Annotated in this window: 16 protein-coding genes; all 16 read right to left on the reverse strand. The window is 67.0% G+C overall.

The annotated features are described in order from the left end of the window. Positions 1-20 precede the first annotated feature (20 nt). From VFZ97_17065 to mfd, 16 genes are read right to left on the reverse strand one after another with little or no spacing between them, the layout of a single operon-like run. Positions 21-1,463 carry a DUF501 domain-containing protein gene (locus VFZ97_17065; protein HEX6395147.1) on the reverse strand — a complete coding sequence of 481 codons (1,443 nt, stop codon included), beginning with the start codon at positions 1,461-1,463 and terminating at the stop codon, positions 21-23. A gap of 31 nt (positions 1,464-1,494) precedes the next feature. Then, positions 1,495-2,307: an SRPBCC family protein gene (locus VFZ97_17070; protein ID HEX6395148.1), complete on the reverse strand. Its 813-nt coding sequence runs from the start codon at positions 2,305-2,307 to the stop codon at positions 1,495-1,497. Then, positions 2,298-2,846, reverse strand: coding sequence for a nucleotidyltransferase family protein (locus tag VFZ97_17075; GenBank protein HEX6395149.1), 549 nt, complete (start codon positions 2,844-2,846; stop codon positions 2,298-2,300). The genes VFZ97_17070 and VFZ97_17075 overlap by 10 nt, the downstream gene beginning before the upstream one ends. 14 nt (positions 2,847-2,860) lie before the next feature. Continuing rightward, entirely contained in the window at positions 2,861-3,706 is an 846-nt protein-coding gene (locus VFZ97_17080; protein ID HEX6395150.1) for an XdhC family protein, read from the reverse strand. 5 nt (positions 3,707-3,711) lie between these two features. Then, positions 3,712-4,029, reverse strand: a complete 318-nt coding sequence (locus VFZ97_17085; protein ID HEX6395151.1) for an XdhC family protein — start codon at positions 4,027-4,029, stop codon at positions 3,712-3,714. Continuing rightward, the gene (locus VFZ97_17090; protein ID HEX6395152.1) at positions 4,026-5,201 is read right to left on the reverse strand and encodes a VWA domain-containing protein; all 1,176 of its coding nucleotides are present in this window, start codon (positions 5,199-5,201) and stop codon (positions 4,026-4,028) included. Before VFZ97_17090 ends, VFZ97_17085 begins: the two co-directional genes overlap by 4 nt. A gap of 6 nt (positions 5,202-5,207) precedes the next feature. Continuing rightward, positions 5,208-6,110, reverse strand: coding sequence for a MoxR family ATPase (locus tag VFZ97_17095; protein ID HEX6395153.1), 903 nt, complete (start codon positions 6,108-6,110; stop codon positions 5,208-5,210). A gap of 9 nt (positions 6,111-6,119) precedes the next feature. Next, positions 6,120-6,944 (reverse strand): xanthine dehydrogenase family protein subunit M, encoded by an 825-nt coding sequence (locus VFZ97_17100; protein HEX6395154.1) that lies wholly within the window; start codon positions 6,942-6,944, stop codon positions 6,120-6,122. Then, on the reverse strand, positions 6,941-9,310 hold the full coding sequence (locus VFZ97_17105; protein ID HEX6395155.1) for a molybdopterin cofactor-binding domain-containing protein: 2,370 nt from the start codon (positions 9,308-9,310) through the stop codon (positions 6,941-6,943). Before VFZ97_17105 ends, VFZ97_17100 begins: the two co-directional genes overlap by 4 nt. Further along, positions 9,307-9,783 (reverse strand): (2Fe-2S)-binding protein, encoded by a 477-nt coding sequence (locus VFZ97_17110; protein HEX6395156.1) that lies wholly within the window; start codon positions 9,781-9,783, stop codon positions 9,307-9,309. Before VFZ97_17110 ends, VFZ97_17105 begins: the two co-directional genes overlap by 4 nt. A gap of 26 nt (positions 9,784-9,809) precedes the next feature. Then, entirely contained in the window at positions 9,810-12,068 is a 2,259-nt protein-coding gene (locus tag VFZ97_17115) for a xanthine dehydrogenase family protein molybdopterin-binding subunit (protein ID HEX6395157.1), read from the reverse strand. A gap of 19 nt (positions 12,069-12,087) precedes the next feature. Further along, on the reverse strand, positions 12,088-12,411 hold the full coding sequence (locus tag VFZ97_17120) for a septum formation initiator family protein (GenBank protein ID HEX6395158.1): 324 nt from the start codon (positions 12,409-12,411) through the stop codon (positions 12,088-12,090). Continuing rightward, positions 12,408-13,685, reverse strand: a complete 1,278-nt coding sequence (eno, locus tag VFZ97_17125; protein HEX6395159.1) for a phosphopyruvate hydratase — start codon at positions 13,683-13,685, stop codon at positions 12,408-12,410. The genes VFZ97_17120 and eno overlap by 4 nt, the downstream gene beginning before the upstream one ends. Before the next feature lie 45 nt (positions 13,686-13,730). Continuing rightward, the gene (gene mazG / locus VFZ97_17130; protein ID HEX6395160.1) at positions 13,731-15,134 is read right to left on the reverse strand and encodes a nucleoside triphosphate pyrophosphohydrolase; all 1,404 of its coding nucleotides are present in this window, start codon (positions 15,132-15,134) and stop codon (positions 13,731-13,733) included. After that, positions 15,131-16,048 carry a peptidylprolyl isomerase gene (locus VFZ97_17135; GenBank protein HEX6395161.1) on the reverse strand — a complete coding sequence of 306 codons (918 nt, stop codon included), beginning with the start codon at positions 16,046-16,048 and terminating at the stop codon, positions 15,131-15,133. Before VFZ97_17135 ends, mazG begins: the two co-directional genes overlap by 4 nt. After that, on the reverse strand, positions 16,045-19,620 hold the full coding sequence (gene mfd, locus VFZ97_17140; GenBank protein ID HEX6395162.1) for a transcription-repair coupling factor: 3,576 nt from the start codon (positions 19,618-19,620) through the stop codon (positions 16,045-16,047). Before mfd ends, VFZ97_17135 begins: the two co-directional genes overlap by 4 nt.

Genomic DNA, 19,620 nt, shown 5'->3' on the forward strand with positions numbered 1-19,620 from the left:
CGTCGATGCTAGACGGCAGGTCAGCCCATCCCGCCCTGCGGTCCGACCAAGCTCATCACCATCCCGTCGAGGATGTCGGCCTCCGAGGTGAGACAAGCGTCGAAACCGAAGTGGCGCATGATCTCGGCGAGCACGAGGGTGCCGCCCACTATGACGTCCGCCCGGTCGGCCTCCATCCCGGGGCGCCGGCGACGCTCGGCCGCGGGTTCGCCGCCCAGCACCTTCAAGAGGTTCTCCACGCTCGCCCGTGTCAGCGTGTGGTGGTGAACGCGCGCGCGGTCGTAGTGGTCGAGGCGCTGCTCGATGGCCGCGAGCGCGGCAACGGTGCCGGCGAGCCCGAGAAGGGTCCTCGCGTCGCGAAGGGAGGGATGTGCCGCTGAAGTTTCGTCGAGAAGTCCAGCAACGAAGCTACGAGCGGCACCGACGCTGGCGGGGGTCGGCGGATCCTCGGCGAGGAACCGCTCGGTGATCCGCACACAGCCGATCTGAAGGGAGCGCACGATCGACGGAGATCCGCCGGCGGCGTCACCGAAGGCGATCTCCGTTGAGCCCCCGCCGATATCGGCCATGAGCCAGGGGCCGGTAGCCGGGTCGAGTTCGCGTGTCGCTCCCACAAATGAAAGGCGACCCTCCTCGTCTCCGCCGAGCAGCTCGGGGTGAGCACCGATGACCTCGGTCGCTCCGGAGAAGAACTCTTCCCGGTTGCTCGCGTCCCGGGCGGCTGACGTGGCTGCCATCCTCGCCCTGGTCACCCCGTGCCGGTCCATGACCGTGCGGTACTCGCGGAGAACCGAAAGAGTGCGTTCGATCGCGCCGGCGCTGAGCCGGTTGTTCACATCGACGCCCTCCCCAAGCCGGGTTATGCGCATCAGCCGCTCGATCGGGTTGCCGTCGGAGGCGGCGACCAGCAGACGCGTGGAGTTGGTCCCGCAGTCGACCGCTGCGACCGGACCACTGTCGTCGCCTGGCTGGTCTGAACTTGCCTGGTATGGGGGCGCGAACTCGCCGGCGAGCTGGTCGGCCACCCACCTCCCTACTGGATCGTTTCCGCCGGCGAGGTACCAGGCGTAATGAGCGTGCAGGCATTTGACCCCGCGTCGCGTACCGCCGACTCCACCTGCGGGCCGAGGGGCCGTCCAGCCGGAAGGCAGCTGAGCGTCGCGCTCACGAGCGTAAGTCTCGTGCGCCGCAGCGAGTGCTTTGGGGTCCACCGCGGCTTCGGCGGCGCGCACCCCGCCCGCGGCTTCGAGGCGGTCCACCGCGCGCCTGGCTCGCTCCCCGACCAGCCAGTAACGGGTAGGCATAGGAGTCCCGTCAGTGAGGACCGGGCCGTTGCAGATGACCAGCGGATCCCCGCCTTCGTCGCGAGCGACGACGGAGAATTCTCCCCGCGGTTCACGACCGAGTAGCTCGGCCACCCGCCTGCGGTCTGCCTCCCGTTGTCGGAAGTCCATTGCATTCATTGAGGGAAGAGTCGTTAAGGCCGGCCGGCCTTTAGGGAAGCACGGCCGAGGCGATCCGCTTGAGCCTGCGGGCCCTTCCGCGTGCGATGACGACAAGGATCAACACGACTACCCCGGCTGCGGGAACGAGTCGCTTCAACGTCGAGCCTCCGGCCATGGCAAGTAGGTCCACCGGCTCGGCTTCCGGTCCTTCGATGCGTCTCGGCCCTGTTGCGGCCGAGCCGTTGGTCGACGGCGATTCCGCGGAGTCGCCAACGACGCCGGCCTTGACGGCGGCTTCGGCCAGACCGGTCGCCGCGGCCGCGGCGCTAATCGAGCCGGGGTCGGGCTGTCCCGCCTCAGCTGTATCCGGGCTTTCGTTCGAGCCTGCGGTTTCCGGGGCTCCACCGCCACCGCCGGTATTCGATGCGAGGTCGGCTTCGAGGGCATCGACGAACTGTCCGAGCAGCTTGGTGCTGACCTCGCCGAGCACCCCGCGACCGAACTGGGCCACCTTGCCGGTGACCGTCAGGTCGGTGACCACGCTGACCTTGGTGCCGTCGCCGTCTGGCTGCATCGCGACGCTGATGGTGGCGCTCGCGTTTCCCTGGCCGCGCGTGTCACGCCCCGAAGCCGAGAGCACGACCTTCCCCGCCGCTTCGTCACGTTCGACGAACTTGGCGACTCCTTTGTACTGAGCGGTTATCGGGCCGACCTTGACCTTCACCACCCCGCGGTACTCATCGCCCTCGACCTCCTGGAGCTGTGCGCCCGGAAGCATCGGTGCGATCCGCTCGACGTCGGTGAGAACCTTCCAGGCGTCGGGCACCGATATGCCCACCCTGAAGTCGTTGGTCAGCTCCATTTGCGCAAATCCTCTCGAGTGTCGATGTCTACCGGGTCGCCTTCGCAGGGGACTTCCTGGACCAGCTCCGGCCGGTGCCGGAACACCGATCGGGCTCCCTCGTCGCCGGCGGAGGGAAGCAGGTCCCACACTGCGGCCGAAAGCCTGACCGGATTACGGCGAATCCCATCGTAGGTGGCAACAGCTATCGGTGCGTCGCTGGTTGCTATGGCGCGCCACGCCGACGCGGGTATGAGCGGCTGGTCGGCCAGGCCCACGACGATCGCGCCGAGCCCTTCTTCGCGTGCAGTCCTCACGGCCGTTTGGAGCGAGGTCGCCTGGCCATCAGCCCACCCTGTGTTGGTGATGAGCCTGGCCCCGGCCGGGAGCGAACCGGAGAGGTCCAGCGCGCCGGACACCACCCAAGTGGGACCTATCGCCGAGTCGACCGCGGCCTGAACCGCCCATGAAACGAGCGGCCGTCCCCGGAACGGCGCCAGCAGCTTGAGTCCCTGGCCGGACCCGTCGAAGCGCCGGCCGCCGCCGGCCGCCAGAACCACTGCCGCGGTGGCGGTCAGACCTGACCACCCGTGCCCGGACCGCCTGCGCCCGAGCCGCCTGTAACGGCAAGATCCCCGTGAATGGCGCCGAGCTTGTCCCGCAGCGATGGCGCGGGACGGCCGGTCCGAAGCGCAATGATCTCCGCGCAAATGGCGACCGCTGTCTCTTCTGGTGTCCGGGCGCCGATGTCGAGGCCGATGGGGCCCATCACCCGGGCGAGGCCCGCGTCGTCTACTCCGGCCTCGCGCAGCCGTGACTCCCGATCCTCGGTCGTGCGGCGCGAACCCATCGCCCCGAGATATCCGACCCGGGTGCGCAGCGCGGCGACGATCGCCGGCACGTCGAACTTCGGGTCGTGGGTGAGAACGCACACCACGTCGCGCGGCCCGAGGGTTTCGCCAATATCGTCGAGATGCTTGTCCGGCCAGGCGACGACGACTTCGTCCGCCATGGGGAAGCGCGCCGTGGTCGCGAACACCGGCCTCGCGTCGCACACGGTCACTCTGTAGCCCAGGACCTTCGCCACCTTGGCCAGCGCAGCGGTGAAGTCGACCGCCCCGAAAATGACCATCTTCGGCGGCGGAGCGAACGACTCGATGAAGACCGATACGTCCCGGGCACGGGCTTCGCCGTGCAGCCCGTAGTGGCGGGTGGCTGTCAGGCCGGCCGCGAGCTCGCCTTCCGCGTCTCGGGCGACGACCCGGTCGAGGTCGGGATCGCCAAGGGTGCCGAGCAATTCCCGGGGCGGCCCGGGAAGCAGCAGCAACTTCCCGCCGAGCAACTCGTCGGGACCTTCGACCACCTCCGCAAGCGCCGCCGGCTCCTCCCGACGGAGAGCCTCGGCCAACCTCTCGAACATGGAGGTCACCAGTCGAGCGGCTCCACGAAGACCCGGATGGTTCCGCCGCACGTCAATCCGACCGCGAAGGCTTCGTCGTCCGAGTAGCCGAAGGTGCACAGCCTGGGCACACCATCGCCGCCGAGCACGTCCAGCGCCTCGGTCACCACTGCGCCTTCGACGCATCCTCCCGACACCGAACCCGCGACCTCGCCGGCCTCGGACACTGCCATCGTCGCTCCCGGCAGTCGGGGCCCGGAACCGTCGAGACCGACCACGCGAGCCAAGGCGACCCTCTTCCCTTCGCCCTTCCAGCGCTCGATGTCTTTCAGAACTTCCTTCACGAGACTGACTCCTTGCCTGAGATCACCAGCTTGTTGGTCCTGGTAACCGGCTCCGTGCCCGCGATGACGCCGGCCAGTTGCTCCAGCGACATGACTGCGTGTCCTTCCACGAACTGGTGAATGTACGGCAAGGCCGAAGCCATCCCTCGCGCAAGCGGCGCGTACCCCGGTGATGCTTTGAGAGGGTTCACCCAGACCACCCGGTGAGCGACTCGGGACAAACGGGCCATTTCGCTACCGACCAGCTCGGGGTCGCCCCGGTCCCATCCGTCGGAGCAGACGACGACAATCGAGCCGCGCGCCATGCCTCGCACGCCCCAGCGGTCGTTGAATTCCTGCAGCACAGAGCCGATCCGGGTCCCGCCCGACCAGTCCTCGACGGATCCTGTGGCCGAGCCCAAGGCTGCATCAGGATCACGGCAGGCGAGCTGCTTGGTGATCCTGGTCAGCCTGGTACCGAAGGCGAAGACCTCGACCTGGCCGATCCTCCGGGATCCCACCGCTGCGTGAGCGAACCTGGCCAGCGCTCGCGCGTATGGCTCCATGCTCCCGGAAACATCAAGCAGGAAAACGACCCTCCGCGGGCGCATCACTTCCACCTTCCACGCCCGCTCTATCGGGACGCCGCCGCGGCGCAGGTTGCGCCGAACGGTGCCTCGCAGGTCGGGATGGCCGCGACCGTGACCGCGCGCTGGACGGCGCCGGCGCGACGGGCGGAGCTCGGACGACACCCGAAGAGCCGAGATCAAGCGCCGGGCCTGCGCCCACTCGGACTGGTTCAGTCTGGCCAGATCACGACGGCGCAGCACCTCGACGGCCGAGTACCGAACCGCGAGAACTTCGCCCGCAGGCGACACGCCCTGGGGCTCGTCTTCGCCGCCGGCGTCTTCATCGTCGACGCCCAGGCTGAGGGGCGGCGGCTCGGAGACGGCGTCCAACACGCCCGCCACTCGGTTGCGCCAGTACGAATCGAAGACACGATCGAAGGTGCGGACGTCCTCGGGTCGGCGAACGAGCGTTGCCCGGCCGGCCCAATAAACGCGACCTTCGTCTTCGAGCCCGACCCGCGACAAGGCGTTCGCGAACGTAACGACGGATCCGGTCGGCACGATCAACCCCGCGCCGCGCAACGCGACGCAGAACCCGGTCACTATCCGGTCGGCTGCAGCCACGTTTCTTCAGATCCCCCTGCGGAGCGCCGCGCGCACCAGCTCGTCGACTCCGGTGGCTCTGACCCGCTGCTGGTCCTCCTGGTACTTGAGGACCGTACCGAGGGTGAGGTCGAGAGTCCGTGCGTCTATGTCGCTGCAACCGAGCGCAGCAAGCGAAGCCGCCCAATCGATCGATTCGGCAACGCCGGGAGGCTTGTAGAGGTGCATACCGCGCAGCGCTTCGACCGCGCCTGCCACTTGCCGGGCCAGCTCGGGCACGGCCTCTGGAGCCCTGAGTCGCACGATCGCGACCTCGCGATCGAAATCCGGGTGCTCGACCCAGTGATAGAGGCAGCGCCGCTTGAGCGCGTCGTGAACGTCGCGGGTCCGGTTCGACGTGATGATGACCAGCGGCGGCTCAATAGCCTTGAAGGTTCCAAGCTCGGGAATGGTCACCGCGTATTCGGAGAGAAACTCGAGGAGGAACGCCTCGAACTCATCGTCGGAACGGTCGACCTCGTCGATGAGGAGCACCGGAGGTGCGTCGGCAGTGTGATCGATCGCCCGAAGGAGGGGCCGCCTGACCAGGAAACGCTCGGAGTAGACGTCGTCCTCGACCGCCGCCGCGCCTCCGGACTCGGCAGCCCGCAGATGCAGAAGCTGGCGGGCGTAGTCCCACTCGTAAACCGCCTGCGAGACGTCGATCCCCTCGTAGCACTGCAGTCGCAACAGTTCCCCGCCGGTCCACGCCGACAGGACCTTGGCGACCTCGGTCTTCCCCACACCTGCGTCGCCCTCCAGAAAGAGCGGACGGTGCAGAACGACTGCAAGGAATATCGACGTCGCCAAGCCCTCGTCGGCGAGGTATCCCTGGCCGGCGAGGGCGTCCGAAACGTCGTCTACCGTCAGCTGGCTGGTCGAAGCGGCCACGCCTACAGGCTAAGCGACACCTGCTTCTTGTAGCGCTCTGCGAACGAGGACGGTCGCGAGGTGCCTGCGATAGTCGGCGCTCGCATTGAGGTCCTCGGGCGGATCGAGTCCGTCGGAAGCGTGTGCCGCGGCCTCGCTCGCGGAGGCCCCCGACCCGAGAGCCGACTCCACCGAGGTCGCGCGCAAGGGGGTCGGGCCCATGTTCACCAGGGCCACACCCGGGCGTTCTCCAGCGACGGCGGCGACGCCGACGATCGCCCAATCCTGTGCCCGCCGGTTGAACTTCTGGAACGACCATCCCGATCCCGTCGCCTTCGGGAGGTTGATCTCGGTGAGGATTTCGTCCGGCCGCAAAGCGGTCTCCAGAAAACCCTCGAAGAAGTCGCCGGCATCGATCTCTCTCCTCCCTCCGGGCCCCTCCGCGACGAACGTCGCCCCGAGCGCGAGACATGCCGCTGGTAGGTCGGAAGCCGGATCGCCGTGAGCTATCGAACCACCGATAGTGCCACGGTGGCGAACCTGCGGATCGCCGACCTGGCTGGCGACGTGCGCGAGTAGCGGCGCATGCGACTTCAACAACTCGTTGGTCTCGAGGTCGCGATGGCGGGTCAGTGCGCCGACTGAGATCTGTCCGTTGCTCTCCCTGACGTACGAGAGGTCACCCAGCCGGCCGATGTCGACCAGCAACGACGGCGCCGCAAGCCGAAGCTTCATCAGAGGCAGCAACGAATGACCACCCGCTATGAGCTTGGCGTCCTCACCGCCGTCGGAGAGAAACTGCAATGCCTCCTGCAGGCTGGAAGCGCGGCAGTAGTCGAAAGCGGCCGGTATCACTGGCTTACCTCCTTCAGCGCCTGCCACACCCGTTGAGGGCTGGCCGGCATGGTTATGTCATGGACCCCGTAAGGGGCGAGCGCGTCGCAGATCGCGTTGATGACTGCCGGCGTCGAGCCGATCGTCCCGGCCTCTCCGACGCCTTTCACTCCCATCGGGTTGGTGGGGCTCGGCGTCACCGTGTGGTCGGTTTCGAAGCTCGGCACTTCCGCGGCAGACGGCACGAGGTAGTCGATCAGACTCGAGGAGACCAGGTTGCCTTCCTCGTCGTAGGAAGCTTCCTCCCACAGCGCCTGCGCGACCCCCTGGACGATTCCACCGTGGATCTGCCCTTCGACGATCATCGGGTTGATCTGGTTGCCGCAGTCGTCGACTGCGACGTAGCGCTCTAGTCGCACCGCGCCGGTTTCTGTGTCCACCTCGACCACTGCGACGTGGGTCCCGAAAGGGAAAGTGAAGTTCGGCGGGTCGTAATGGCTGGACGCCTCGAGGTTCGGCTCCATCCCGTCCGGCAGGTTGTGCGCCGTGAAAGCCTCGAAGGCCACCGCTGCGAGCGGCATCGCCCGGTCGGGTGAGCCCTTGACACTGAACTCCCCGCCAACGAATTCGATGTCGTCCTCCGCGGCTTCGAGTTGGTGGGCCGCGATCTTGCGGGCTTTGCCGATCACCCGATCGGTCGCAAGGAAGACCGCTGTACCGCCGACCGACAGAGAACGAGAACCGTAGGTATCGAGTCCGTAAGGCGAGGTCGCGGTGTCCCCGTGGATCACCTCAACGTCTTCGGGGGCGACTCCGAGCTTGTCGGCGACGATCATCGACCACGAAGTCACGTGTCCCTGGCCGTGGGGTGACGACCCGGTCACCACCTGAGCCTTGCCGGTCGGCAAGATGCGCACGGTTGCGGCCTCCCAGCCACCGGCGCCGAAGTTCAGCGACGCAAGCACCCGGCTCGGTGCCAGGCCGCACATCTCGCAGTATGACGAGAGGCCGATTCCGATCTGGCGGGTGTCCTTCGATTCCCGCCGGCGAGCTTGCTCAGCCCTCAGGTCGTCGTAGTGAGCGAGATGGAGGCACCGCTCGAGGGCTCCCGCGTAGTTCCCGCTGTCGTAGACGAGCCCGGCGACCGAGTTGTAGGGGAACTTGTCGGCCGCGATGAAGTTCCGCCTTCGGATCTCGGCCGGGTCGGCGCTCACTTTTGCCGCAAGCGCGTCGATCGCCCGCTCGATCGCGTAGGTGGCTTCCGGTCGTCCTGCCCCGCGGTACGCGTCGGTCGGGGTCTTGGTCGTGAAAACCCCGGTACACGAAAAAGAGTACGCACCGACGTCGTAGACCCCGCCGTACAGGAACGCTCCCAACAGCGGAATGCCGGGCGTTACCAGCTGCAGGTAGGCGCCCAAGTCCGCGAGCAGCTTGACGCGAACTGCGGTTATTTTCCCGGTCTTGTCGGCGGCCAGCTCTATGTGCTGGACCTGTCCACGACCCTGAATGGTGGCCTGCGAGTGTTCCGTCCGCTCCTCCACCCATCGCACCGGGTGGCGCATCTTTCGGGCGAGTGCGAGTGCAAGCGCCTCCTCGGCATAAACGTTCAGTTTGCATCCGAAGCCCCCGCCGACCGCGGGGGCCACCACGCGGAGGCTGGTCTCCGAGACGCCGACGGAAAGGGAAAGCATCACTTTGAGGATGTGCGGAATCTGGGTCGAGGAATAGACAGTGAAGTCCCCTCCGAACGGGTGCGGAACGACGACGACTCCGCGAGGTTCCATCGGAGAAGGGATCAGTCGTTGTTGCACATACCGTTCCGACACTGTGTGCGCCGCCTCTGAGAAGGCCCTGTCCACGGCGCCCGGATCGGGATCGAGCTCCCACGTGTAGCTGACATTGCTTCCGAGGTCGTCGTGGATCACGACCCGATCAGTCGACGCTTCCTCGAGATCGAGCACGGGTGGGAGCGGCTCGTAGTCGACGACGACCGCGTCCGCCGCGTCGTGAGCCTCATACTCGCTGTGCGCGACTACGACCGCCACGCCCTCGCCGGCGTACGACACCTTGCCGACCGCCAACGGAAGGTGGGCGGGCGTCTTCATGTCCTCGGTGACGGTCCACGCGCAAGGAAGCGGTCCGGCCCATTCGTCGCGCAGGTCCTCACCCGTGAAGACGGCCACGACTCCCGGCATCGAGAGTGCGGCTTTGACATCGATCGACCGGATCCGCGCGTGCGCGGCGGTGCTGCGCACCACGGCAACACTGAGCGCCCCGGGCACCGCAAGATCGGCCACGAAGCGCGCCTCGCCCGTCAGCAGCGCCGGGTCCTCCCGGCGGCGCATCCTGGTGCCTACTACCGCGGCCGGAGAATCAACGGCGGTCACGTGATCGCCCCCACCGTCGAGCCCTTCGCGGCAGCGAGGACCGCCTGCACGATGTTGTGGTAGCCGGTACAGCGGCAGAGGTTCCCCTCGAGCCCTTCCCTCACCTCCCGTTCGGTAGGGTCGGGATGCTCTTTCAACAGAGACACCGCGGCCATCACCATGCCCGGCGTGCAGTACCCACACTGGAGTGCGTGGTTCTCGCGGAAGGCCTCCTGCATCGGGTGCATCCGATCGCCGTCCGCCAAGCCCTCGATGGTCGTGATGTCCATGCCGTCGGCCTGGGCGGCCAGCATGGTGCACGACTTGACCGACTCCCCGTTCAACAGAAGGGTGCACGCGCCGCACGAAGAGGTGTCGCATCCGATGTTCGTCCCCGTCAACCCGACGACGTCGCGGATGTAGTGGACCAGCAAAGTGCGAGGCTCGACGTCGTGCTCGCGCACCTCGCCGTTCACGGTCATTGAAATCTTCATAGCTTCCCCCTTGTCTCTCTCAAAGATCAGGTTCTCGCCTGCTGCAACGCCGTCCATATCCTGTCGGGCGCCACCGGCATGTCGATATGCCGGACACCGAGATGCGAGATCGCGTCCACCACGGCGCTCTGTATCGCCGGAGTCGAACCGATCGTCCCCGACTCCCCGATCCCCTTCGCGCCCAACGCGTTGACCGGAGTCGGCGTCTCCATAGGAACGAGCTCGAAGCTTGGAAGTTCCGCAGCCGAGATCATCGCGTAGTCGGCCAGGTTCGCGGTGACCGGGTTGCCGTCGTCGTCGTAGCGCACTTCCTCCATCAGCGCCTGCGCGGCGCCCTGCGCGATGCCGCCGTGGCGCTGTCCTTCGGCAAGGAGCGGGTTGATGATGGTGCCGGCGTCGTCCACCGCGACGTGACGGTCAAGGCGCGCCCGGCCGGTCTCGACGTCGACCTCGACCACTGCGACGTGCGCACCGAAGGGAAACGTCGGCGACGCAGGAGCCGACCGGTGCTCCACCCGGATCCCTGACTCGCCACCGGACTCTTTCGCCACCTCTGCCCACGTCTTCGACACTGCCGGCGTTCCCGCGACGTGGAAGCGTCCGTCCACCCGGTCGAGAGTGACGTCGTCCGGGTTGGCCTCGAGCATCGTCGCCGCGACCTTGCGCGCCTCGTCCACCAACTGGATCGAGGCTTCGTGCACGGCCAGGCCCCCGGACTGCAGGGAGCGCGACCCGAAAGTACCGATGCCGGAAGCGACGAGATCGGTGTCGTTGGCGATGACCTCGATGTCTTCCATCGGGATCCCGAGCTGCTCGGAGGCGAGCATCGACCAGGCCGTCACGTGCCCCTGCCCGTGCGGCGAGCTACCGGTGAACACGCGGGCCTTACCGCTGGGCAGGACCTCGACAACGGCCAGCTCGCCGGTGTCGCCGGCGCCGTTGGTGATCTCCACATACGTGGACACCCCGATCCCGAGTTGGAGCGGGCCACCTGCGCTGCGCCGTCGCTTCTGCTCCTCGCGCAGCTTCTCGTAGCCCGATGCCTCGAGAGCCAGATCCAAAGCCCTGGCGTAGTCGCCGCTGTCGTACACGAAGCCCGTGGCCGTGCTGTAGGGGAAAGCATCAGTTGCGACAAGGTTCTTGCGCCGTACCTCGGCCGGGTCGGCTCCGATCTCGGCGGCGAAGAGATCCATAGCCCGCTCGATAGCGGCGGTCGCCTCTGGACGTCCGGCACCCCGGTAGGCGCCGATCGGGGTGGTGTTGGTCGCAACCGCAACCGCAGACGCGGAAATCTTGGGGATCGAGTAGGTGCCCGGCGCCATCATCCGGGTGAGGAAAGGCAGGAACGCGCCGATCGCGGGGTACGCGCCGGCGTCTTGGACTACCTCGAGTCTGTAGGCGAGGACGTTTCCGTCGCGCGTGCCACCGATCGCGATGTCCTGTACCTGCGCGCGGCCGTGACCAAGGGCCAGCATGCTCTCCGAGCGGGTCTCCGTCCAGCGGGCCGGCCTGTTTGTTTCGCGAGCTGCCCAGGCGACGGCGACATCCTCCGGGTAGATCATCTTGGCCCCGAAACCTCCGCCCACGTCGGGGGCGATGACCCTCACGTTGGATGCGTCGAGTCCGAACGCCCCGACTAAGCCGTCCTTCGCTCCATGAGGTGCCTGGGTCGAAAGCCACAAGGTCAGCTTCCCGCCGGACCAGTCCGCCGCAGTGGATCGAACCTCGAGCGGGCAGGGAGCGACCCGCTGGTTGAGCATCCGCTGGCGAACGACTACCTCGCAGCCGTCGAAGAACCCCTCGGGCAGAGGCTCGCGGAAATCGGTCGCGACGTTCGAACCGTGCTCCGGGAACAGGTGCACTTCGCTCTCGAGCGCGCGAATCGGATCAATTACGGCAGGCAGCGGGTCGTAGTCCACGAGCACCGCCTCGGCTGCGTCCTCGCCCTGGTAGCGCTCCTCGGTCAACACCATCGCGACCGGTTCGCCGACGAAACGGACGACGTCCTTGGCGAGCGGGGTTCTGGCCATCACTTCAGGAATGCCCGGCAGACCGGCTGGGAGCGGGCCGATCGGTATGTCGTCAGCGGTGTAAACCGCAACGACTCCGGGACGCGCCTTCACCTCGCTGCTGTCGATGGAGACGATCCGTGCGTGCGCCTCAGGGGACCTGACGAAGGTGACCCACAGCGCGCCGTCCAGGGGAAGGTCGTCTCCGTAGACGCCGCCGGTGGTGAGGAACTTGGGGTCCTCGCGGCGGAGGACCCGATTACCGAGAATGCTCACGCCAGCGAAGCTAGCTCAGCTAACCCTTGCCGTGATTCGACGACTCTCCCGAAGTCGGCGGAACGGTGGTGGTCGCCGCCGGCGGGAGGATCCCGTAAGCCTTCTCGCCGGGCATCACGAGCCCGTACTGCTGGCGTGCGACCTGCTCGATATACGCGGTGCTGCGCAGTTGGGCGACCCGATTGGCGAGGACGGAGTTCTCGCGCGCGAGAACGCTCTCGCGGCGCTGCGCAGTGGACATCGCCCGGCTCTGCTCGAGCCAGGTTCTCGCCGGCCACAGGAACAGGAACATGATCCCGCCGACCACGACTGCAACTAGCAGCGCCCTGACCGCGTTCCTCACAGGGGAGCCAGCGCCTTCCTACCTGGATACCGCGCGGAGTCACCCAGACCGCCCTCGATCCGAAGCAGCTGGTTGTACTTGGCGACCCGGTCAGAACGAGCCGGAGCTCCGGTCTTGATCTGCCCGCAGTTGGTCGCGACCGCGAGGTCGGCGATGGTCGTGTCCTCGGTCTCGCCAGACCGATGGGACATGACCGAAGCGTACGATCCGCGCGAGGCGGTCGACATCGTATCCAGCGTCTCCGAAAGCGTTCCGATCTGGTTGACCTTCACGAGGATCGCGTTGCCCACACCGGCCTCGATGCCGCGGCTCAACCGTTCCTCGTTTGTGACGAAGATGTCGTCGCCCACGAGCTGGGTCGTCGATCCGAGCAATCGGGTCAGTTCGGCCCAGCCGTCCCAGTCGTCCTCGGCCATGCCGTCCTCGATCGAGACGATCGGGTACCGAGCGGACAGATCGGCCAAGTAAGACGCGAACTCGCCCGCTGCCAGCGCGCGTCCCTCACCGGCGAGCTGGTATGCGCCGTCCTTGTAGAACTCGCTGGCCGCAGCGTCGACCGCCAAGCAGACATCGTCCCCGGGTGACCGTCCCGCCCTGTCGATGGCCTCGACCAGCACTTTCAGGGCCTCTTCGTTCGAGGGGAGGTTCGGAGCGAAGCCACCTTCGTCGCCTATCGCCGTCGAAAGACCACGCTCGTGAAGGACTCCCTTGAGGCGGTGGTAGATCTCCGTGCTCCACCGAAGCGCTTCGCTGAACGAGGCGGCGCCGGTTGGGACGATCATGAACTCCTGAAGGTCGACGTTGTTGTCTGCGTGGGCGCCGCCGTTGATGACGTTCATCATCGGCACCGGCAGCACGTGCGCGCCGGCGCCACCCACGTACCGGTACAGGGGGAGCCCCACTTCTTCGGCCGCGGCGTGGGCGACGGCGAGCGAGACACCGAGGATGGCATTCGCACCGAGCCGTGATTTGTTGGGGGTGTCGTCGAGATCGATGAGCGCGCTGTCCAGGCCACGCTGGTCCAGGGCCTCGAGGCCGATGACCGCGTCGGCGATCTCCCCGTTGACGTTGGCTACGGCGCGACCCACGCCCTTCCCGAGGTAGCGGTCGCCTCCGTCGCGCAGTTCGACCGCCTCATGCGTGCCCGTCGACGCGCCGGACGGCACCGCGGCTCGCCCGGTCGCGCCCGACTCGAGCAGGACCTCCACCTCGACGGTGGGGTTGCCACGGGAGTCGAGGATCTCCCTCCCTATCAGCTGATCGATCTCGCTCATCTTCTGGTGGTGATGTGGCTCCTGTTAACAGTGTTGAAAAAGTTACTAGGTCGGCGGCCTCGAAGCCTTCACCTCGTCCCAAAGCTCGTCGTTGACTTCGACTCCTCTGTCGGCTGCCAGCCGCTCAACCGCCATGAACCTCTCCCTGAACTTCGCAGACGCGTCTCGCAGCGCAGCTTCCGGATCGACGCCGAGATGGCGCGCCACGTTGACAACGGAGAACAGCACGTCGCCCAGCTCCTCGTTGACGGCGTGGTCGGAGGTGCCGATCGCCTGCTCGAGCTCGCCGAGCTCCTCGCGGATCTTGGGCCACGCGCCGGCCGCATTTTTCCAGTCGAAACCCACCGAAGCCGCCTTCGACTGGACCTTGAACGCGTACAGCAGCGACGGGAGGCTCCCGGGAACGCCGTCCATCACGCTGGAGCGCCCCTTCTCCGCCTTCTTCAGCTCCTCCCAGTTCGGCATCGGTTGGCCCGGCGCGCCGAACACGTGCGGGTGGCGCTCGACTAGCTTGTCGTGGATTCCCCGGGCGACATCGGCGAGGGTGAACTGCCCGGCCTCGGCGGCCAGGGTCGCGTGGAAGACGACCTGGAAGAGGAGGTCGCCCAGCTCCTCTTCGAGATGCGCGTAGCCGGATGGTTCGTCGTCCTTAAGGTCGTCGATGGCCTCCAGAACCTCGTAGGTCTCCTCGAGGAGATGCCGGGTGAGAGAGCGGTGGGTCTGCCTGCTGTCCCAGGGACAACGGGCACGCAAGGTTCGGACCAGTTCGTCGAACCGGGCGAGCTCCGCGGCCACCGGATCGGCAAGCCCGGGTATCCAGATGGTGGTCAGGTGGTCCGGGGTCACCCGGTCGAGGTCGGCCCACGCGACGTTGGTGATCGTTTGATCGGGGAGACCGAGGCGCTGGAGCACCGTCACTTCTGGGCCATCGTCGATCGCCAGCTTGATCTCCGACAGCACCAGTTGCGTGTCGCACTGGGCTACGAGCATCGGCGCGCTCTCGCCGGCGGCTTCGACAGAAAAGCGGTGACCGTCGATGACTCTTGCGCCGGCTCGTAAGGGGTCGACCTCGAGCGCCGCCCAGGCCAGGTCGAGGAACGAGATAGCGGGCAGCACGAGCGTTTCGATGCGCTTGTCCGCGCGCAGAAGGTCGACGGATCTCTCGGCGACCAGGGGCGAGCCGGGCACCGCGTAGAGGACCTCGCCTTCGGCGAGCGCGGCCTCGACGAGCGAGTCGACGATCCCTGCGTAGACCTGGTCGAGGCTCGAGGCTCGGTCATATAAAAGGTCGAACGAAAGCGCCGGCTCTACAAGATGCGCGCTGGGGTGCCGCGAGGTGCGCACAAACCTCGTCACGACGCGGTCGATCTCTGACGATGCCGCTGCGGTGATAAGTGCGGGGTCGCCCGGACCGAGGCCTACAACAACGACCCGGCCGGTCGTCCTCACTGGGAAGAGCCGGGACTCTTGGGCGGTACCACCTGGCCTTGGCTCCAGCTGCCGTACTCGGGGTTGACCTTGACCCTCGCGGAAGTTAGGAGGCCCTGCACGACGGTGTTCGGCGCCCCCTGTGCGTTGATGATCGCGACCGAAATGGTCCGCTGAACTTGGGGGGTGAAGCCGATGTCGGTTCGGCTGGTTACCTGCACGACTTGGTACCCGTAGCTGGTCTTGATCGGCTGCGATACGCCGTTGACACCGAGCTGCATGACCGCCTGCCGGAAACCCGATGACTGGTTTTCGAACCGGGCCTGGTCGTAACACACCTCGGAGCCGCCGGGGTTAGTGCTCGCGCTCAGCTGCTGCGCCTGCTGAAGCGAGAACGTCGCCGCTTCCAGCAAGCAGACCTGGCTGAAGAAGTACTGCTTGTACTGTTGGTAGACGCGCTGCAGGGTGGCGGTACCGATCGAGGGGGGGGTGATGGCGGCGTCCTCGGCAAGCCGCATCGAGAGCGTGTTCCGGAACGCTGGCGTGAAGCTGGTCCACCCGATCTGGCTGATCTCGCTCACCGCCCGGGCCGCCGACAGCGTCGCGATGTCAGGCGCCTGCTGATGCGCGCTGAGACTGTGGTGGATGAGGCTCGCCGTGACGATGTTGCTGAGGATGCTGGCCACCCATGCCGAGTTGTAGGTGCCTGGTGCGAAACCAGCGACCGTGACACCCGATTGACCGTTCGCGGAGTCGAACGCGGCAACGTACTGCTTGTTGGCGGACCAGTTGCGCAGCTCGGCGTTGAGGGCGGTCTGTTTGATCACATGCTTGTTCGCCACCGCCGCGTACGGGGAGGTGTCGCAAGAGGTCGCGGTTAGGGGGACGATCGCCAGCAGGGCGGCCGTCGGAAGGAGTCGTGTCAGGGGTCTCACGGCGCCGGTGATGCTACCGGCGGGGCTAGCTGGGCTAGCAAGGCGGCAAGGTCGGACGCCGGGTCGGCGCCGCGAGGAAGGGGTATGACCAGCTGACCGGAATCCTCCTTGAACACGGCCTTCGGAGCGATCCGGCTGAGCCGGACCTTCTGGCTGGCCTTCAGCTCGATCGGCGACAGCCTGGCGGTGAACCCGGCCGCATTGAGGCCGGCTCCGCCGGTGACCACGGCAACCTCGTGTATGCCGAGGCGGGAGCACTCGGCGCGGAGGTGACCGATGCGCAGCAGCGCCTTCGCCGGGTCGGGAAGGGGTCCGTAGCGGTCGAGCCACTCGTTTTCGATGTCGTCGACCTCGTCGTGGGTCGTGACCGTCGCAAGCCTGCGGTAGGCCTCGAGGCGCAGGTCCTCCCGGGCCACGTAGTCCGCCGGCAGGTTCGCGGTCATCGGCAGATCGAGCTTGATCTCGGCCGGCGGCCGCAGCTCCTCCCCCTTCAGCTCGGCGACGGCTTCCGAAACCATCTGGACGTACAGGTCGTACCCGACGGCAGCGATGTGCCCGGACTGGTCGCCCCCCAGGAGGTTCCCGGCGCCGCGGATCTCGAGATCGCGCATGGCGATCTTGAAACCGGAGCCGAGCTCGGTGTGCTCACCGATCGTGCGCAGCCTCTCGTAGGCGTCCTCGGAGAGAACCTGGTCCGGCGGGAACAGAAGGTACGCATACGCCCGCTGGCCGGCGCGGCCGACTCGCCCGCGCAGCTGGTGAAGCTGACCGAGGCCCAGGCGATCCGCGCGATCGACCACGAGCGTGTTGACGGTCGGCATGTCGATGCCCGACTCGATGATCGTCGTGCACACGAGGACGTCGTACTCGCCCTCCCAGAAGTCGAACACCACCTTCTCGAGAGCCCCTTCGTCCATTTGCCCGTGCGCGACAGCCACCCTCGCTTCGGGCACCAGGGCACGGACTTCCGCGGCGACCTTCTCGATGTCCGACACCCGGTTGTGGACGAAGAAGACCTGGCCTTCACGAAGCAGCTCTCTCCTGATTGCTTCGGCAACGGCTCGCTCGTCGTATTCGCCGACGTAGGTGAGGATCGGTTGACGCTCCGCCGGCGGTGTGTGCAGGAGGGTGAGGTCGCGGATCCCGGTCAGGCTCATCTCGAGAGTTCTCGGGATTGGAGTCGCGGTGAGGGTCAGTACGTCGACGTCAGTTCTCAGCTTCTTTATCGCTTCCTTGTGGGAAACCCCGAAGCGTTGTTCCTCGTCTACGACCAGCAGGCCCAGATCCTTGAACTTCAGACCTTCGGAGAGGAGCTTGTGGGTACCGATCACCACGTCGACAGACCCATCGGCAAGCCCCTGCTCGACCTGCCTCGACTGCGAGGGGGTGAGGAAGCGCGAGAGCATTTCGACCCGGACTGGATACCCGGCGTACCTGTCGGAGAAGGTCTGTAAATGCTGCGCCGCGAGGAGAGTGGTCGGCACGAGGATGGCCACCTGCTTGCCGTCCTGAACTGCTTTGAACGCAGCCCTGACGGCCACTTCGGTCTTGCCGAATCCGACGTCCCCGCAAACGAGCCGGTCCATCGGAGCCTGCACTTCCATATCCGCTTTGACGTCGTCGATGGCTTTGAGCTGATCGGGGGTCTCGTTGTACGGGAAGGCCGATTCGAGCTCCCCTTGCCAGGGCGTGTCCTGCGCGAAGGCGTGGCCGGGGGAGTTGACGCGCTTCTGGTAGAGGACCACCAGCTCCTGGGCGATCTCGCGGACCGCGGAGCGCACACGCGATTTCGCCTTCTGCCAGTCGGAGCCGTTGAGGCGGTTGAGCGACGGCGCTTCCCCTCCGGTGTAAGGGCGCAGCAGGTCCACCTGGTCCGAAGGGACGTAGAGCTTGTCGCCGCCCTTGTACTCGAGGAGGAGGTAGTCGCGCTCGACGCCGGCGATCGACCGGCGAACCATGCCTGCAAAACGCCCGACGCCGTGCTGGTAGTGCACCACGTACGCGCCGGTCTTCAGATCGTCGAAGTAGGTCTCCGCGCTGCGGGCCCTGGCGCGAGGGCGCCTATGGGCACGCCGCCGGCCGGTGATGTCGCCCTCGGCGAGGACGGCGATCTTCGCGGCGGGATACAAGAAACCTCTCTCGAGGGGTTGAACGACGACGGACGCTCCCGCGGAAGCCAGAGCCTTGTGCGCATCCAGCCCGGCGCGGTTTGGTTCGGTGGCGCTTGGCTCGATGAGCGCGGCGTCGATGCCGTGGTCGTTGAGGAGCGCGGAAAGCCGGGCGCCACTTCCCCGCCCTTCCGCGCACACGACGATCCGGTACCCGTCGGCCTTGAACTGGCGCAGCTGCCCCATGAGCCGTTCGCCACCCCCGACGACAGGGTCCCACCCGGTTGCGGCAACCACTTCCGTGCCCGGGTTCTCCGGGGCCGCGGTCAACGTCCACGCGGCGGCCTTGGTGTGGGCAAGGAGCCGATCGAACGGAAGATGCAGGCGGGGGAAATCGTCGCCGCCGGCGCCCCACGTCTGCGCGAGCGTGCCCGCCAGGGCGGCCTCTTCGTCGAGGAGTTCGGCCGCGCGGTCGCGCATCCGGCGGGGCTCTACCAGCACCACGAGCGCGTCGTCTGGAAGAAGATCGACGAGGAGGTGCTCCTCCGGCGCTAGCCACGGCAGCCACGACTCCATCCCGTCGAAGACCTGACCGTCGGCGATCCGCTCCCACTGCTGCCGTCCCCACGGGGCGTCCCCGGAGAGCGCGACCGCACGGTCGCGGACTTCTTCGGTTGGGCGAACCTCGCGACACGCGAACAGCTCCACGCAGTCGACATCTCCGGTGGAACGCTGGTCTCCCACGGAGAACTCGCTCAGACGGTCCACCTCGTCGCCCCACAGATCGACCCTCACGGGGACGTCGTCGGTGGCCCCGAAGACGTCGACGATCGAACCTCTCACAGCGACCTCGCCGCGGTGCTCGACCTGGTACTCCCGCCTGTACCCGAACGAGATCAGCCGGGCGACGAGGTCCTGGGGATCGACCTGATCGCCCTTGTTGATGATGATCGGGTCGGTTTCCTCGACGTGGGGTCCCAGCCGTTGCAGCAGGGAGCGGACCGGCGCGATGAGCACCCGCGGCGTGCGCGCCGAACCGCTTCGAAGCCGCCACATCGTGCGGAGGCGCCGGCCCATCGTCTCGAGGCTCGGGCTGACCCTCTCGAACGGGAGGGTCTCCCAGGCCGGGCACAGGTCGACCTCGCCGGCCCCGATGAACGCGGCGACGTCGTTGGCGAGGCGTTCCGCCTCAGCGTTGGTGGCAACTGCGACGACGAGCGGACGCCGGCCTGACGCGTCGGCTATGCCGGCGAGCGCGAACGCCCTCGCCGGCTCCGGCACCGCGACGACGGCATTCCGGAGATCGCGCAGAGCGGTGAACGTCTCGTCGGTGCGGAGCAGGGGGAGAAGGGGCGAAAGCACGGCGGCGGGCGATCCGGCCACGGGAGTTTTGGCCGCGGGAGTTGCAGCCGCGGGAGGTTTGGCCGCGGGAGTTGTGGAGGGAGCTGGGGGCGTGCCGGGCAC

The organism is Acidimicrobiales bacterium (assembly GCA_036378675.1).
Lineage (GTDB): Bacteria > Actinomycetota > Acidimicrobiia > Acidimicrobiales > Palsa-688 > DASUWA01.

Excerpts from the sequence above, each read along its gene's own strand:
- VFZ97_17065 (HEX6395147.1), bottom strand. The coding sequence starts at position 1,463 with ATGAATGCAATGGACTTCCGACAACGGGAGGCAGACCGCAGGCGGGTG.
- VFZ97_17070 (HEX6395148.1), bottom strand. The coding sequence starts at position 2,307 with ATGGAGCTGACCAACGACTTCAGGGTGGGCATATCGGTGCCCGACGCC.
- VFZ97_17080 (HEX6395150.1), bottom strand. The coding sequence starts at position 3,706 with ATGTTCGAGAGGTTGGCCGAGGCTCTCCGTCGGGAGGAGCCGGCGGCG.
- VFZ97_17110 (HEX6395156.1), bottom strand. The coding sequence starts at position 9,783 with ATGAAGATTTCAATGACCGTGAACGGCGAGGTGCGCGAGCACGACGTC.
- eno (HEX6395159.1), bottom strand. The coding sequence starts at position 13,685 with ATGAGCGAGATCGATCAGCTGATAGGGAGGGAGATCCTCGACTCCCGT.